This window comes from Bifidobacterium santillanense, assembly GCF_018555385.1.
Taxonomy (GTDB): Bacteria; Actinomycetota; Actinomycetes; order Actinomycetales; family Bifidobacteriaceae; genus Bifidobacterium; species Bifidobacterium santillanense.
In genome coordinates, this window is the sequence record NZ_JAFEJS010000001.1 from 349,156 (window position 1) to 364,750 (window position 15,595).

13 protein-coding genes are annotated in these 15,595 nt (G+C 67.3%); 4 read left to right on the forward strand and 9 right to left on the reverse strand.

The window, feature by feature from the left end; all coding sequences use genetic code 11:
* Positions 1-62: 62 nt before the first annotated feature.
* From JS528_RS01665 to JS528_RS01705, 9 genes are all read right to left on the reverse strand, one after another.
* On the reverse strand, positions 63-1,466 hold the full coding sequence (locus JS528_RS01665; RefSeq protein ID WP_214357352.1) for a chloride channel protein: 1,404 nt from the start codon (positions 1,464-1,466) through the stop codon (positions 63-65).
* 267 nt (positions 1,467-1,733) lie between these two features.
* Positions 1,734-3,101: a trigger factor gene (gene tig / locus JS528_RS01670; protein ID WP_214357353.1), complete on the reverse strand. Its 1,368-nt coding sequence runs from the start codon at positions 3,099-3,101 to the stop codon at positions 1,734-1,736.
* 52 nt (positions 3,102-3,153) lie between these two features.
* Positions 3,154-4,404, reverse strand: coding sequence for an HRDC domain-containing protein (locus JS528_RS01675; protein WP_420838171.1), 1,251 nt, complete (start codon positions 4,402-4,404; stop codon positions 3,154-3,156).
* A 43-nt stretch (positions 4,405-4,447) separates the two neighbouring features.
* Positions 4,448-5,101: a DUF3000 family protein gene (locus JS528_RS01680; RefSeq protein WP_214357355.1), complete on the reverse strand. Its 654-nt coding sequence runs from the start codon at positions 5,099-5,101 to the stop codon at positions 4,448-4,450.
* A gap of 49 nt (positions 5,102-5,150) precedes the next feature.
* Complete coding sequence (pflA, locus tag JS528_RS01685) at positions 5,151-6,029, reverse strand: pyruvate formate-lyase-activating protein (RefSeq protein WP_214357356.1); 879 nt, start codon at positions 6,027-6,029, stop codon at positions 5,151-5,153.
* Positions 6,030-6,156: 127 nt separating this feature from the next.
* Positions 6,157-8,532, reverse strand: coding sequence for a formate C-acetyltransferase (gene pflB, locus JS528_RS01690; RefSeq protein ID WP_214357357.1), 2,376 nt, complete (start codon positions 8,530-8,532; stop codon positions 6,157-6,159).
* Positions 8,533-8,635: 103 nt separating this feature from the next.
* On the reverse strand, positions 8,636-8,887 hold the full coding sequence (locus JS528_RS01695) for a hypothetical protein (RefSeq protein ID WP_214357358.1): 252 nt from the start codon (positions 8,885-8,887) through the stop codon (positions 8,636-8,638).
* A gap of 115 nt (positions 8,888-9,002) precedes the next feature.
* A complete protein-coding gene (locus JS528_RS01700) occupies positions 9,003-10,700 on the reverse strand; it encodes an NAD+ synthase (RefSeq protein WP_214357359.1) in 1,698 nt (565 codons plus the stop codon).
* Between the two features lie 26 nt (positions 10,701-10,726).
* A complete protein-coding gene (locus JS528_RS01705; RefSeq protein ID WP_214357360.1) occupies positions 10,727-11,878 on the reverse strand; it encodes a M20 metallopeptidase family protein in 1,152 nt (383 codons plus the stop codon).
* A gap of 186 nt (positions 11,879-12,064) precedes the next feature.
* On the opposite strand from JS528_RS01705, the gene JS528_RS01710 reads away from it, so the two are divergent.
* The 4 genes from JS528_RS01710 to JS528_RS01725 all read left to right on the forward strand — a co-directional run bounded on the left by JS528_RS01710 (position 12,065) and on the right by JS528_RS01725 (position 15,567).
* Positions 12,065-12,895, forward strand: coding sequence for a Cof-type HAD-IIB family hydrolase (locus JS528_RS01710; RefSeq protein ID WP_214357361.1), 831 nt, complete (start codon positions 12,065-12,067; stop codon positions 12,893-12,895).
* Between the two features lie 237 nt (positions 12,896-13,132).
* Entirely contained in the window at positions 13,133-13,972 is an 840-nt protein-coding gene (locus tag JS528_RS01715) for a MetQ/NlpA family ABC transporter substrate-binding protein (protein ID WP_214357362.1), read from the forward strand.
* Positions 13,973-14,086: 114 nt separating this feature from the next.
* Positions 14,087-14,884: a methionine ABC transporter ATP-binding protein gene (locus JS528_RS01720; RefSeq protein ID WP_214357363.1), complete on the forward strand. Its 798-nt coding sequence runs from the start codon at positions 14,087-14,089 to the stop codon at positions 14,882-14,884.
* A gap of 2 nt (positions 14,885-14,886) precedes the next feature.
* A complete protein-coding gene (locus tag JS528_RS01725; RefSeq protein WP_214357364.1) occupies positions 14,887-15,567 on the forward strand; it encodes a methionine ABC transporter permease in 681 nt (226 codons plus the stop codon).
* Positions 15,568-15,595 lie beyond the last annotated feature (28 nt).

A 15,595-nucleotide genomic window follows, 5' to 3' on the forward strand; every position in this document is an offset into this window, starting at 1 on the left:
CGGAGGCGCCCGGAACGGCCGTTTTCGGCTCGCCGCGTAGGATTCGCCGGACGTGAGGGCCCCTACCGATTCGCCCTCGCGCCGCTCCAGGCGGCGAGCAGCCACTGGGAGACGAAGGCCGAGGCGGCCACGGCCAGTCCCACGGGGACGAAGAAGGTCAGCGGCGCCTCGGTCAGCTCCATCACGAGGCACATGGCCATGAGCGGTGCCTGCTGGGAGGCGCTCAGCAGCGCGGCGGCGCCGATGAGCGCGCAGGCCGTGACCGAGTCGGAGGGGAAGGCGAGCATCCAGATCAGGCCGAGCATCGCGCCCAGCGTGGCGCCGAGTGCGATGCCGGGCTGGAGCACGCCGCCCGAAGCGCCGGAGCGGATCGTGACGAGCGTCATCACGGCCTTGGCCGCGAACGTGAGCGCGAGCACGCCCAGGATCGGCCAGAAGGCGGAGAGGGACAGCACGGCGCCGGCGTTCGGCGCGGCTCCCCCATTGGCCGCGAGCAGGGTCCACGGCGACGCCGCGGCGGAGGCGGAGGACTGCGCCGCGCCGGACTCGCCGGCAATCTGCGGGATGAACGTGGACAGGCCGAGCTGCGCGGCCGCGCGGCCGTTGCCCATGACCTGCGGCACGACGAGGGCGACCAGGCCGGTCAGGACGCCGGCCAGCGGCATCTGCCACAGGATGGCGGCCCCCGTGGGCTTGTGCTTCTCGGCCCACGACGATCCCCTGCGGAAGAGCGCGCCGGCCACGCCGCACGCCGCGCCGCACAGCAGGGCGAACAGCATGAGGCTGGGCGTGGACTGCGGCTGCATCGCGGTGATGTCGTAGAAGGTGTGGTGCCCCTTGATGGCGGCCGCCGTGAACGCCGCCGTGGCGGACATGCCCAGTCCGAACGCGACCTTCTCGATGGTCACGTCGGCCAGCAGGATCTCGACGGCGAAGAACATGCCCGCCAGCGGCGCGTTGTAGACGCCGCCGAGACCGGCGCCCGCCGCGACGGCCACGATCATGCGCCGGTCGATCGCGCCGTCTCCGTCGCCGCCGATGTGCAGCAGGTCGCAGAAGCGCTGGGCGAGCATCGCGCCGAGCTCGCGCGGGGCGACCTCACGGCCGATCGAGGCCCCCGAGCCGACGATGAAGATCTGCAGCACGACGTGGGCGATGGTCTGCCAGAACGGCATGCGTTCGCCCGCGACGGCCTTCTTGACGGACGGCACCTTGGCGCTTCTCGTGCGCAGCAGATACCAGGCCACGCCCGCGACGGACAGGCCGACGGTCACGGAGACGGCGCGGCGCAGGCCGGGCACACCGAACGGCCCCGGCAGTCCCGCGCCCTCGACGTAGCCGAGCATCATGTGCTCGATGCCGTAGAGCAGCAGGGTGAGCAGTCCCGCGCCGGCGCCTATCAGCGCGCCGAGCGCCAACGTGGCCGCGGTCAGCCAGCCGATGCGTCTGGGGTCGATGGTCCTCATGTCCGTTCCGTCCTCCATGTACTCCGTCGGCCGCCGGGGATGCCGGGGCCGAATCATGGCGCCACGCCGATGGGCGAACCGTTATTTCAGAGCGACGCCGTGGTGAAATTTTTATTTCACCACGATACCCATCGCTTTGTAACGTCGACGTGTACACGGATCGGCGGCTCCGATACGACGAAGGGCCGGTGCCCCGTATGGGGTCCGGCCCTGAATCGTCATGCGTCAGCGACGGTCATCCGGCGTCGACGCGGCGAGCGAAATCGCTCACTCGCCGTCCTTGGCGGACAGCTCGTCGGCGACCGCGGCGGCGGCGGAAGCGGCCTCGACGGACTCGGCCTCCTCATCCTCGGCGGCCTCGCCGAGGAAGGCGGACAGATCCACCTCCTCGCCGTTGGCGGTGAACTTGACGGCGCGCATGCCGGCCAGCAGACCCTTGGAACGGCCGACCTCCTGCACGGCAGAGCCGAGCTGGCCGTTCTTGATGATGGCCTGGATGAAGGCGTTCGGATCCATGCCGTACTGCTGGGCGATGGAGGCGAGGAAGTTGAACACGTCGGCCTGGGAGACCTGGACGTCCATCTTCTCGGCGAGGGTGTCGAGCAGGATCTGGTCCTTGAGCTCCTTCTCGGCGCCCTCCTCGGCCTGCTGCTTCTGCTCGTCGGTGGCCTTCTCCGGATCCGGGGTCAGGCCCTTGAGGTGCTCCTCGACGGCGGCGGCCTTCACGCCCTTCGGCACCGGGATCTCGAGGCCCTCGGCCAGCTTGGCCAGGAAGGCGTCGCGGGCCTCGGTGGCCTGACGGCCCTTGGCGTCCTCGCCGGCGGCCTTGCGGATGTCGGCCTTGAGCTCGTCGAGCGTGTCGAACTCGGAGGCCTCCTGGGCGAAGTCGTCGTCGAGCTCCGGGAGCTCCTCGGCCTTCACGGAGTTGACCTTGACCTTGACGGTGGCCTTCTGGCCCTCGTGCTCGCCGGCCTCCAGCGTGCCCTCGAAGGTGGTCTCCTCACCGGCGGACAGGCCCTCGAGGGCCTCATCCAGACCGTCGAGCATGGTGTTGGAGCCGAGCTCGTAGCTCACGCCCTCCTGGGAGTCGACGGTCTCGCCGTCGATCTCGGCGGACAGGTCGATGTTCGCGTAGTCGCCCTTGGCGGCCGGACGGTCGACGCCCACCAGGGTGCCGAAGCGCTGGCGCAGGGTCTCGAGGCGCTTGTCGACGTCCTCGTCGGTGACCTCCGGGGCGGAGATGGCGATCTCCATGCCCTCGAGCTCCGGCAGCTCAATGTCCGGGCGGCGCTCGACGGTGGCGGTGAACTTGAGCTTGGTCTCGTCCTTGGCGGATTCCGGAACGTCGACGACGTCGAACTCCGGCTGGGCCATCGGGTGGATCTTCTTCTCCTCGAGGGCCTTGGAGTACAGCTCCGGCACGCCATCGTTGACGGCCTGACCGGCGACGGCGCCGAAACCGAAACGCTGGTCGATGATCTTGCCCGGAACGTGACCCTTGCGGAAGCCCGGCACGTTCACCTGCTTGGCGATGTCCTTGCGGGCGGCATCGAGGTACGGGTCGAACTCCTCCGGTTCGACGGTGATGGTGAGCTTCACCTTGGTGGGTTCGAGGTTACGAACGCTGATCTTCACGCTAAACGCTCCTGAAAAGTCGTGTTTTCCTAATACTGCCCGAAGGCAACCGTCATAGTATAGCGCGCGACACGGACGCGGCGATCAACGCCACCTGCCAGTCGCGGGCTCCCTGCTCCCTGAGGAACGCGTCCACGTCGCGTCCGGCGGGATCGTCGGTCCAGCACAGGTTGCGGATGATCTGCGGCTTGATGATGACCTCGGCCGGGGTGCGCGTGTCCTCGGCGATCTGGTTGATGACGCGCCGCACGCGCTGCAGGCGCTCCCTGCGCTCGGGGCGGCGGTCCCACAGGCGCATCGCGCGCGGCGCGTTCGCCTCGGCGTCGTTCGCGCAGCCGCCGGCCGGCATGGACGGCAGATCCCGGGGCGGCAGGGCCAGGGCCTCCTGGATCGCGGTCTTCCACACGGACGGCTTCACGGCGCGCTGGATCGGCGCGTAGCGTTCGAACATCTTGTCCTGCTCGCCGCCGGTGTGGATGCGCACGCGCTCGTTGAGCGAACGCACGGCGCGGAACTCGCGCGCGTTGCGCGGCTTGCGCTCGGCCGCCTCGATGATGGAGGCGTCGGAGAGCAGCAGCGTGGGGGCGATGTCGTAGCTCCGGGCGAGCTCGTCGCGCCTGGTCCACAGCGCCCGCGCCACGGCCAGGCCCCGACGGTCCCTGGCGAGTCTGGTGATGTGCGAGATGCGCAGCCACGGGACCGGGTGCTCGTGCCGGGGCACGCCGGAGGTGCCCTCGGCGAGGATGTGAGAGAACTCCTCCTCGGCCCAGCCCGTCTTGCCGTGGCGCTCGAGGTCGGCGCGCATCAGGCGTTCGAGCTCGATGAGCAGCTCGACGTCGAGTGCGGCGTAGTTGCGCCAGTCGCGAGGCAGCGGACGGTACGACCAGTCGGCCGCGGAGTGCTCCTTGGCCAGCGTGATGCCGAGGTAGTGCTCGGTGACGGCGGCGAGGCCGAAGCGGTGGAGTCCCAGCAGCCGGGCGGCCATCTCCGTGTCGAACAGGCGGCGCGGTCTCAGGCCGAGGTCGGCGAAGCCGGGCAGGTCCATCATCGCGTCGTGGAGAATCCACGTCGCGTCGCCGACGGCGCCGTTGAACTGGTTCCAGTCGACGCCGGCGCGCGTGAGCGCCACCGGATCGAGCAGGAAGATGCCCGCCCCCTCGCGTTTGAACTGGATGAGCCAGTCCTCGTGTCCGTAGCGGAAGCCGGAGGCGCGTTCGGCGTCAGCGGCAAGCGATCCGGACGCCGAGGCCAGCGCCTCGCATGCCCTGTGGTACCCGGCGATGGTGTCGGTGACGTCCGGCACTCCCCCGCGCGGTTCGGTCTGCAGTCGTGGTTCCTGTCTGGGATCAGTCAACGGTTGCGTCCTCGTTGAAGTGGATGGTGGATCTGAGGAATCGGGCCCATGACGCGACGTACGCGCCGGCGTCGAACGGGACGCCTCCATGGACCGCCGGGGTAAAGGATACACGCATCTCGCAGCCGGCGGAGTCGCCGGCCCCCAGCGAGCCGAATGTGGTGTTCTGCGTGACGGTGACCGTGCCGCCCACGCTGTCCGGCTCGACCCCCTCGAGACGGGCGCACATGTCGTCCCAGTACATGCCCGGCGCCAGGGAGTCGTTCTCGACGCTGGACAGGGGCAGACGCGCGAATGCGACGCAGCGCCAGCGCGACCCCCAGTCGGGACGGATGTCGTTGGAGTAGAGCAACATGATCCAGCCGGTGGCGACGGCCGGGAACGGATCGCCGTCATAGGGGAACCCCGTCGTCCCCCCGCGCGATCCCGATTCGAGCTCCACGCCGATGCCGAAGTCGGCCAGAGTGGAGGGCACGGGGATCTCCCGGTAGCGCACGTCGTCCAGACGGCGCATGGCGCGCACCGACTCGACCGCATCCCACACGGCGTCCGGCACGCCGACGGGCCGCCCCGGCAGATCCGGCGCGGCGTCGCGCGCGGCGTGATGCGGATTCACGCCGGTGGGAAACGCATAGATGTCGGCCATGTCTCCAGCGTACGTGCGCGCGCCTGGTTTCGTGGTATCGACACGTGAATTAATAGACGGTGAAGCCGTGGTCCTTGAACTGGTTGGCGACGCGTTCGCGCGTGGCGGCGTTCGGCCCCTTCTGGTTCTCCAGCGGATACGGGATGCGCAGCTCATGCCATTTGGGGCGTCCGAGCTGATGGAAGCCGAGGACGTCGATGTGCTCGACGGCGTCGCCGAAGCTCTCGCAGATCTCGGCCACCTTCTCGACGTTCTCCTCGGAGTCGGTCAGACCGGGCACGAGCACGAAGCGCACCCAGATCTTCTTGCCGGCCCGTGCGAGTCTGCGGCCGAAGTCGATGGTGGGCTGGAGCACGCCGCCGGTGACCTTGTGGTAGGTCTCCTCGTCGCCGGACTTGACGTCGAGCAGGCACAGGTCGATGTCCTCGAGCATCTCGTCGGTGTAGTTGGTGTTGAGGAAGCCCGAGGTGTCGAGACAGGTGTGCACGCCCATCTCCTTGGCCGCGTGGAACACGCGGGAGACGAACGCCGGCTGCATCATCGACTCGCCGCCGGAGAACGTGATGCCGCCGTGGGTGGCCTTGAAGAGGTCCTTGTAGCGATCGACCTTCTTGATCATCGCATCGAGGTAGACGGGCTTGCCGTCGCGCATCTTCCAGGTATCGGGGTTCTGGCAGTACTGGCAGCGCAGCGGGCAGCCGGACATGAAGACGGTCATGCGGGTGCCCGGACCGTCGACGGACGTGTTGATGTCCCAGGAGTGGACGAAGCCGATGTCGCCGGATTTGAGCGCGGCGATGCGGTCCCTGCGGTCGAGCCCGATCGGGGACTCGAATCCGGACAGGCCGCCCATGAGGGTCTGGGACGCGTACGACTTGGATTCGCGCAGCATATGGCGCGTGGTGGTGCGGAACTGGGTTTCGGGCATCGTTGTCCTCCTGTTCCAAAAACGTGATGCGGGGTGTGTGCGGATGGATGGGGCAAAGGGAAGGGGTGGGACGAATCCCACCCCTTCATCGTGCTACCGTTTCACGCGGTCGCGTCCGTCCGACGGATCAGTCGGTGACGGCGCCCTGGTGGAAGGTACGGGAGATGACGTCGAGCTGCTGCTCCTTGGTGAGCTTGACGAAGTTCACCGCGTAGCCGGAGACGCGCACGGTCAGGTGCGGGTACTTCTCCGGGTGCTCGACGGCGTCCTCCATGGTCTCCTTGCGCAGGACGTTGATGTTCGCGTGGTAGAGGCCGTGGCCGTTGCCGGCGTCGAGGATGCCGACCAGGTTGCCGATGCGCTCCTCCTCGTCGCGGCCGAGGCCGTCGGGGGTGATGGTGTTGGTCAGCGAGATGCCGTCCAGCGCGTCGTTGTAGTCGATCTTGCCGACGGAGAACATGGACGGCAGCATGCCGTGGGAGTCCATGCCGTTCTCCGGGTTGGCGCCCGGGGCGTACGGGGTGCCCTTCTTGTGGCCGGACGGGAAGGAACCGGTGTTCTTGCCGTACTCCACGTTGGAGGTGATCGTCAGGATGGACTGGGTCGGGACGGCGCCGCGGTAGACCGGCAGGCGCTTGACCTGGCCCATGACCGTGGAGACGACCCACTTGGCGATGTCGTCGGCGCGGTCGTCGTCGTTGCCGTAGATCGGGAACTCGCCCTCGGTGCGGTAGCCCACGACCAGATCGTCGTCGGCGCCCTCGACGTACTCGTACTCGTGGCCCTCGAGGTTCTTGGCCTCGGCGTTGGTGATCGGGTACACCTTGGCGTACTTGATCGCGGCGAGGGAGTCGGCGGCGATGGACAGACCGGACATGCCGCAACCCAGGGTGCGGTACACCTCCTTGTCGTGCAGGGCCATCTCGATGGACTCGTACGCGTACTTATCGTGCATGTAGTGGATGATGTTCAGGGCCATGACGTAGGTCTCGGACAGCCACTCGAGAGCCTTCTCGTAGTTGTTCTTGACCTTCTCGTAGTCCAGGGAGCCGTCGGCCTCCGGGGTGATCGGGTCGATCACGCCCTTGTCGATGACCTGCATGCCGGTCATCTCGTCACGGCCGCCGTTGATCGCGTAGAGCAGCGCCTTGGCGGAGTTCACGCGGGCCGCGAAGAACTGCATCTGCTTGCCGACGCGCATCGGGGACACGCAGCAGGCGATGGCCGCGTCGTCGCCCCAGTGGCCGCGGATCTCCTTGTCGGACTCGTACTGGATGGCCGAGGTGTCGATGGAGATCTTGGCGCAGAAGCGCTTATAGCCTTCCGGCAGCTTCGGATCCCAGAAGATGGTGATGTTCGGCTCCGGGCCGGGTCCGAGGTGCTCGAGGGTCAGGGTGTTGAGCAGACGGAACGAGGTCTTGGTGACCAGCGGACGGCCGTCGTCGCCGAAGCCGGCGTCGGACCAGGTCGCCCAGTACGGGTCGCCGGAGAAGATCGCGTCGTAGTCCTTGGTGCGCAGGAAGCGCACGATGCGCAGCTTCATGACGATGTTGTCGATGAGCTCCTGGGCGTCGGTCTCGGTGATCTTGCCGGCTTCGAGGTCGCGCTGGATGTAGCAGTCGAGGAAGGCGGAGTTGCGGCCGAAGGACATGGCGGCGCCGTCCTGGGACTTGATGGAGGCGAGGTAGCCCATGTAGGTCCACTGCACGGCCTCCTGGGCGGTCTGGGCCGGACGGGTCAGGTCGAGGCCGTACTCGTTGCCGAGGTTGATCAGCTGCTTGAGGGCCTTGATCTGCTCGTCGTGCTCCTCGCGGAAGCGGATCCAGTGCTCGATCTCCGGCTCGGTGAAGTCGTTGCGGTACGGCACGGAGTCCTTGTCGCGCTTCTTGAAGGCGATCAGCTTGTTGACGCCGTACAGGGCCACACGGCGGTAGTCGCCGATGATGCGGCCGCGGCCGTAGGCGTCCGGCAGACCGGTGAGGATCTTGTTGTGGCGGGCGACCTTGATCTGCTTGGTGTACACGCCGAAGACGCCGTCGTTGTGGGTCTTGCGGTACTTGGTGAAGATCTTCTTGATCTCCGGATCCGGCTCCTTGCCGGCCTCCTTGATGGCCTGCTCGACCATGCGCCAGCCGCCGTTCGGCATCATCGCGCGCTTGCAGGGGACGTCGGTCTGGAGACCCACGATGACGTTGTCGACCTCCGGGGAGTCGATGTAGCCCGCCGGGAAGGCGTCGATGCCCGCCGGGGTGTGGGTGTCGACGTCGTAGACGCGCTGCTTGCGCTCGACGGCCAGGTAGTTGTCGTCGAGGTACTTCCACAGGTGCTTGGTCTTCTCGGTGGCCGGGGCGAGGAAGCTCTCGTCGCCCTCGTACGGGGTGTAGTTCTTCTGGATGAAGTCGCGAACGTCGATGTCCTTCTGCCAGTTGCCGCCTTCGAAGCCGTCCCACGCCTTGGCGTCGAGCTCTTCCTGGGTAAGTGCAGCAGATTCAACAGCTGTCATAACCACTCCTTGGTGTTGTTCGTTCCGACGCACCTTCGTCGTCGTTGGTTCCCAGTCTAGCCGCTGTTCACTGGGGGTTCGCACAAAATGCGCGTGAGATATCTCACATTCTGTTATCGTTCACAGGCCCGTCTTCCTCCGGCTTCGCGGACCTCGCGGGAGCGTCCCAGCCGAGATTCCACCGCCGGTCCTGCTCCTTCCACAGGGTCTCGCGCTCCTGGAAGATCCTCCACGCGTCGAGCGCGTCCTCGCGGCTGCGGTACGGTCCCATGCGCTGTTCGATCGGGGACTTGGGCCCCAGTTCTGGCTCCCCCGTGCGGATGTTGAAGTACCACTGCTTGCCCTGGTCTGCCATCGTCTTCGTCCTTTCCCTGTCCATCGTCCGCCGCATGCGCGGCCACGGCCATACGGCTATTACATATGGATACGCCCGGATGATGAATCCGGGCGTATGGTTCGTTTCCCGTTCGCTATTCGCGGAACGCGTTGGTGATCGGCAGTCGGCGGTCGCGTCCGAACGCGAGCGCCGTGACCTTGGGACCGAGCGGGTACTGGCGACGCTTCCATTCGGCGCGGTCCACCAGCCTCATCACGGTGTCCACCGTCCGCTCGTCGAAGCCGTCGGCGAGCAGGTCGGCGCGGCCGTGCGCGTGTTCGATGTACGCGGCGAGGACCTTGTCCAGCAGCTCGTATTCCGGCAGCGAGTCGGAGTCCTTCTGCCCGGGGCGCAGCTCGGCGCTCGGCGCCTTCTCGATGGAGGCGACGGGGATCATCACGCCGTCCTTGAGCGGCGTGCCGGGGGCGCCGGCCTCGTTGCCCACGATCCTGAGTCCGCCGATGCCGACGCCGGCGGCCGCGGCCCTGTTGCGCCAGCGGGACAGCTCCCACACGCGCGTCTTGAGCAGGTCCTTGATCGGCGCGTATCCGCCGACGGCGTCGCCGTAGATCGTCGAGTAGCCGCAGGCCAGCTCGGATTTGTTGCCGGTGGCCACGGCGAGCAGTCCCTTGGAGTTGGAGTAGGCCATGACGATGACGCCGCGGATGCGGGCCTGCAGGTTCTCGGCGGCCACGCCGTCGAGGTCGAGCTGGCTCTGGAACGCGGTGAACAGCGGTTCGATGGGCTGGACGTCGTAGTGGGCGCCGATGTTGGCGGCCAGGTCGGCGGCGTCGTCCTTGGAACCGTCGGAGGAGTACATCGAGGGCATGGAGATGCCGTGCACGTTCTCGCCGCCGACGGCGTCCGCGGCCATCGCGGCGACCAGCGCCGAGTCGATGCCGCCGGAGAGCCCCAGCGTCACGCCGGTGAAGCGGTTCTTGGCCATGTAGTCCTTGAGACCGAGCACGCAGGCGGTGTACACCTCCTCGTCCGGGTCGAGCGCGGGCGCGACCTCGGCCTTGGCCTGATGGACCGTGGTGGTGTCGAGCGTCCAGAAGGACAGATCCTCCATGAACATCGGGGCGCGAGCCAGCAGGGTGCCGTCGGCGTCGACGACGAAGCTGCCGCCGTCGAAGACGAGGTCGTCCTGGCCGCCGACCTGGTTCAGGTAGATCAGCGGGGCCTCCACCTCGGCCGCGCGGCGCTTGGCCAGATCGAGGCGGACGTCGGTCTTGCCCTCCTCGTACGGGGAGCCGTTGATGGTGACGAGCGCGTCGATGTCGCGGCCGGCGAGTTCGGCGACCGGGCCGCCGTCCTGCCAGATGTCCTCGCAGATGGCGACGCCGAGGCGTGCGCCGTCCACGTCGAGCACGACGGAGCGGTCGCCCGCCTTGAAGATGCGGAACTCGTCGAACACGCCGTAGTTGGGCAGGAAGTGCTTGTCGTATCCGGCCCACACCACGCCGTCGTGCAGGACGACCAGACGGTTGTAGGGCTTGTCGGTGGCGTGGTCGGTGCCGACGGTGCCGACCACGACGTACAGGTCGCCGAGTCCCTCCCTCTTGAGGCCGGCGGCCAGCTCGTTAGCCTTGTCCCATGCGGCCCGGCGGAAGGTGCGGCGCAGGGCGAGGTCCTCGATCGGGTATCCGGTCAGGGTCATCTCGGGGAAGACGACGACCTGGGCGTGGCCGGCGTCGGCCCGGCGTGCGTAGTCGAGCACCTTGGCGGCGTTGGCGTCGAGCGCGCCGACGCAGGTGTCGATCTGGGCGAGTGCGAAACGAATCTGGGTCATGTTCCTATCCTATGCCCTTCCGCGCGTCAGGCGAGTTCGCGGCCGACGCGGAGCGCCGCGTTGACGTAGAAGTTCACGAACGTCGGCAGCGAGGCGTCGAGGCCGACGAAGTGCGGGCTGTGCCAGTCGGGGCACCCCGGTTCGCCGTTCGAGCCGATGAACGCGAACACGGAGCGGGTCACCTCGGCGAATTCGCAGAAGTCCTCCCCCGCCATCGACGGGCGGATCGGCTCGAGCCGGGCGTAGTCGCGCACGTCGTCGGCGACCTTCGCCACGAGGGCGGCGTCGGAGACGACCGGGTCCTGGAAGTCGTCCCATTCCACGTCGGCGGAGATGCCGAACGCCTCGGCGGTGTGCCCGACGATCGCCTTGAAACGGCGTTCGGCGAGCAGGCTGTCCTCCTTGTGGAAGTAGCGCACGGTGCCCTGGAAGCCGGCCTCGGCGGGCACGACGTTCCACACGCGCCCGCCGTGCACCTCGGTGATGGAGAGCACCAGCGGGTTGAGGGCGGAGATGTTGCGGCTGACGATGGTCTGCAGCTCGAGCACCATGCTCGCCATCGCCTCGATGGGTCCGGTGCCCTTGTGCGGGTATCCGGCGTGCGTGCCGTCGGCGTGCAGCGTGACCTGGAAGCGCACGCAGCCGGCCATCATCGGGGTCGTGCCGACGGCGATCTCGCCGGGCGCGTAGTTGGGGTTGTTGTGCGTGCCGATGACCGCGTCGACGTCGTCAAGCAGACCGGCGTCGATCATCGCGCGGGCGCCGCGTCCGGTCTCCTCGCTCGGCTGGAAGAGGATCTTGATCGATCCGGCGAAGCGGTCGCGGTGGTCGGCGAGCCAGAAGGCGGCGCCCAGCAGGCCGGTCATGTGCAGGTCGTGGCCGCAGCCGTGCATGACGCCGGCGTTGACGGACGCGAAGTCGAGACCGGTGTCCTCGACGATGGGCAGGCCGTCGATGTCGGCGCGCAGGCCGACGCGGGGGCCCGGCCCCGCCTCGCCGCGGATGAGTCCGACGACGCCGGTCTCCAACGGGTTGTCGAGGATCTCGACGCCGTGCGCACGCAGCTGGTCGGCCAGATAGATGCTGGTGTCGAACTCCTTGAAGCTGCGCTCGGGGTGGGCGTGCAGGTAGTGGCGGATGGCGATGAGGTTGGAATCCAACTCGATATGCTCGGTCATAGTCCGTATTATGCCGCGGGACCGTGTCCGAGTCGCGCATCATTCCGATACTCGTCGCGAGGATGCCGCAATCGGCGATGGGTGTCGCCCGGCCGGTGACCCTACACTGGTTGGGTGAGATACGGAGATCCGTACGGTCCGGGAAGACCGGAAAGTCCGGAATATACAGGAAAGGACGGGAACAGCATGACCATCGCCGACGCCGCATCCGCCGTCAGCGCCGACATCAAGGGCGTGTTCTTCGACATCGACGGCACGCTGACGAGCTTCGTCACGCACGTCGTCCCGGATTCCACGATCGAGGCGCTGCACCGGCTGCAGGCCAAGGGGATCAAGGTGTTCATCTGCTCGGGGCGCGCGCCGAGCCACATGACGGTCGTGCTCGACATGATCCCGGTCGAGTTCGACGGCATCGTCGGCCTCAACGGCCAGTACTGCTGCGATCCGCAGGGGTTCCTCGCCAAGGAGCCGCTCGGAGATGACGACGTGCGCACGATCACCGCGTGGCTGGACGCCCATCCGGACATCGTGGCGAACTACTGCGAGTCCGACTACGTGTACTTCAACCAGGTGACCGAGGCGATGCGCGCCACGTGGCGTCAGCTCGGCAAGACGGCGCCCGAGGTCTTCATCGACGACCCGCACACGCGTCCCGCGACGCACGAGACGTTCCAGGTCAGCCCGTACATCGGCCAGACCGAACAGGACGAGATCGTCTCGCTGTGCCGCAACGTGCAGGGCGTGCGGTGGCACCCCGACTTCGTCGACCTGATCCCGGCCGACGGCGGCAAGCCCGTCGGCATGCGCCGCTTCATGGACCGCTACGGGTGGACGCGCGACGAGGTCATGGCCTTCGGCGACGGCGGCAACGACGTCACGATGCTCGAGTTCGCGGGGATCGGCGTGGCCATGGGCAACGCCACCGACGAGCCGAAGCGCGCCGCGGACTGGGTGACCGACGACGTGGACCACGACGGCGTGATGAACGCACTGCGGCACTTCGGCGTTCTCGACTGACCGCGGACGCCCGGCGCAGGCCGGGACGGGGCGTTTCCCGGCGTCCTCCCAGCCCTATGCCGGGCGTGTCGCAACAACGCCGATAACACCCTATAAGCAACGTCGATTACCATGCCGCGCGGTTCCCCCTCGGGGTTTTGTATAGTGGCGAATCGTTGGGACCGGCATGCCGACGCATCGCGGGCGGCACGGTCCATCGTCGATTCACGCGAACACGCACTGAGAGAGGAAGAGATCATGCGTTTCACCAAGACCGCGGCCGCCGTCATCGCGGCCGTCACCCTGACGACCTTCGGCCTGGCCGGATGCGGCAACGCCTCCACCGCCACCAGCTCGGAGGACGACAAGACCATCACCGTGGCCGCCAGCCCGACCCCGCACGCCGAGATCCTCAACAAGGCCGTCAAGCCCCTGCTGGAGAAGGACGGCTACAAGCTGGAGGTCAAGGAGTTCACCGACTACGTCCAGCCGAACACCGCCACCGAGGACGGCGAGGTCGACGCCAACTACTTCCAGCACAAGCCCTACCTCGACAACTTCAACAAGGAGAAGGGCACCCACCTGGTGTCCGTCGAGGCCGTCCACTTCGAGCCGTTCGGCCTGTACCCGGGCAAGACCTCCTCGCTCAAGGACCTCGCCGATGGCGCGACCGTCGCCGTGCCGAACGACGCCACCAACGAGGCCCGCGCCCTCCTGCTGCTGCAGGACGCCGGCCTGATCGAGCTCAAGGACCCCGAGGACATCAACGCCACTCCGAAGGACATCTCCTCCAACCCGAAGAACCTGCAGTTCAAGGAGCTCGAGGCCGCCGTGGTCCCGACCGTCATCAAGGACGTGGACATCGCCGCCCTTAACGGCAACTACGCGATCCAGGCCGGCTTCGACCCGACCAAGGACGCGCTCGAGACCGAGAAGGCCGACGGCCTGGCCGCCAAGACCTACGCCAACATCCTCGTGGTCAAGAAGGGCAACGAGAACACCGCCAAGACCAAGGAGCTCAAGAAGGCCCTGACTTCCAGCGAGGTGCGCGACTACATCAACGACAACTACAAGGGCGCCGTGGTCCCGGTCTTCTGATCGGCGCGCCCCGCGCACTCCACACCTTCCGATACGATGCCGCACGGCACGGGTCCCGATTCTTCTCGCCCGTGCGTGCGGCATCGCCGTGTTTTCCACGACAAGGACAATCACATGATCCAATTCGACCATCTGAAGAAGAGCTACGGCACCGGCGCGGACGCGCACGAGGTGCTGCACGACATCAATCTGACCATCGAGGACGGCGAGGTGTTCGGCTTCCTCGGATCCTCCGGCGCCGGCAAGTCGACGCTGGTGCGCACCATCAACCTGCTCGAGCGCCCCACCGAGGGCAAGGTGATCATCGACGGCGCGGACGTCTCGCACGTCTCCGGCCGCGACCTCGCCGAGCTGCGCACGAAGATCGGCATGATCTTCCAGGACTTCAACCTGTTCCAGCAGCGCACGGTGCTGCGCAACGTGACCTTCCCGCTCGAACTCGCGCACCGCCCCAAGGCGCAGCGCATCGAACGCGGCAGGCGCCTGCTGCGTCTGGTGGGCCTCGAGGGCTTCGAGGACCGCTACCCCAGCCAGCTGTCCGGCGGCCAGCAGCAGCGCGTCGCCATCGCGCGCGCCCTGGCGAACGAGCCGAAGATCATGCTGTGCGACGAGGCGACGAGCGCCCTCGACTCGACCACCACCGTGCAGATCCTCGATCTGCTGCGCCGCATCAACCGCGAGCTCGGCGTGACCCTGGTGATCATCACGCACTCGCTGTCCGTGGCGCGCAACATCTGCGACCGCGTGGCGATGATCGACGGCGGCAACATCGTCGAGGTCGGCGAGACCGCCGAGCTGTTCGCGAACCCGCAGAGCGACATCCTCAAGGCGCTGATCGCCAGCGCGAACGAACAGAACGGACGCGACGAGGAGACCGTCGAACGCGCCGAGAACGAGAAGAAGGGCCGCTGACCATGGGACAGATCGTTTCGCAATTCATCGCCGACTACGGCGAACTGCTGCTCGAGGGCACGCGCGACACCCTCATCATGACCACGGTGTCGACGCTGCTCGCCTACGTGATCGGCGTGCCGCTGGGCGTGCTGCTGACCATCACCGGCCCCAAGTCCATCCTGCCGAACCGTCCGCTCAACACGGTGCTCGGCTGGATCGTGAACATCGGCCGTTCGATCCCGTTCATCATCCTGCTGGTCGCGATCATCCCGTTCACCCGTCTGCTGGTCGGCACGTCGCTCGGCGTGCAGGGCGCGATGGTGCCGCTGGTCATCTCCGCGGCGCCGTTCGTGGCGCGCGTGGTCGAACAGTCGCTGGCCGACGTGGACGGCGGCCTCATCGAGGCGGCGCAGAGCTTCGGCGCGAGCAACTGGCAGATCGTCACCAAGGTGCTGCTGTTCGAGAGCCTGCCCTCGCTGGTGCGCGGCGCGGCCATCACGTTCATCAACCTGTTCGGATACTCGGCCATGGCCGGCACGGTCGGCGCGGGCGGTCTCGGCGACATCGCCATCCGCTACGGCTACCAGCGCTACCAGTACGACGTGATGCTCGTCGCCGTGATCCTGTCCGTCGTGCTCGTGCAGGTCATCCAGTCGTTCGGCGACTGGTTCGCGGCGCGTATCGACCATCACGCGCGCTGAGCCACCCATCCGCGGGCGCACATCGGGG

Bases quoted from the DNA above. Each gene is read 5' to 3' on its own strand.
- pflB (WP_214357357.1), bottom strand. From the start codon at position 8,532: ATGACAGCTGTTGAATCTGCTGCACTTACCCAGGAAGAGCTCGACGCC.
- JS528_RS01715 (WP_214357362.1), top strand. From the start codon at position 13,133: ATGCGTTTCACCAAGACCGCGGCCGCCGTCATCGCGGCCGTCACCCTG.
- JS528_RS01710 (WP_214357361.1), top strand. From the start codon at position 12,065: ATGACCATCGCCGACGCCGCATCCGCCGTCAGCGCCGACATCAAGGGC.
- JS528_RS01700 (WP_214357359.1), bottom strand. From the start codon at position 10,700: ATGACCCAGATTCGTTTCGCACTCGCCCAGATCGACACCTGCGTCGGC.
- JS528_RS01705 (WP_214357360.1), bottom strand. From the start codon at position 11,878: ATGACCGAGCATATCGAGTTGGATTCCAACCTCATCGCCATCCGCCAC.
- pflA (WP_214357356.1), bottom strand. From the start codon at position 6,029: ATGCCCGAAACCCAGTTCCGCACCACCACGCGCCATATGCTGCGCGAA.
- JS528_RS01680 (WP_214357355.1), bottom strand. From the start codon at position 5,101: ATGGCCGACATCTATGCGTTTCCCACCGGCGTGAATCCGCATCACGCC.
- JS528_RS01695 (WP_214357358.1), bottom strand. From the start codon at position 8,887: ATGGCAGACCAGGGCAAGCAGTGGTACTTCAACATCCGCACGGGGGAG.
- JS528_RS01665 (WP_214357352.1), bottom strand. From the start codon at position 1,466: ATGAGGACCATCGACCCCAGACGCATCGGCTGGCTGACCGCGGCCACG.
- JS528_RS01720 (WP_214357363.1), top strand. From the start codon at position 14,087: ATGATCCAATTCGACCATCTGAAGAAGAGCTACGGCACCGGCGCGGAC.
- JS528_RS01725 (WP_214357364.1), top strand. From the start codon at position 14,887: ATGGGACAGATCGTTTCGCAATTCATCGCCGACTACGGCGAACTGCTG.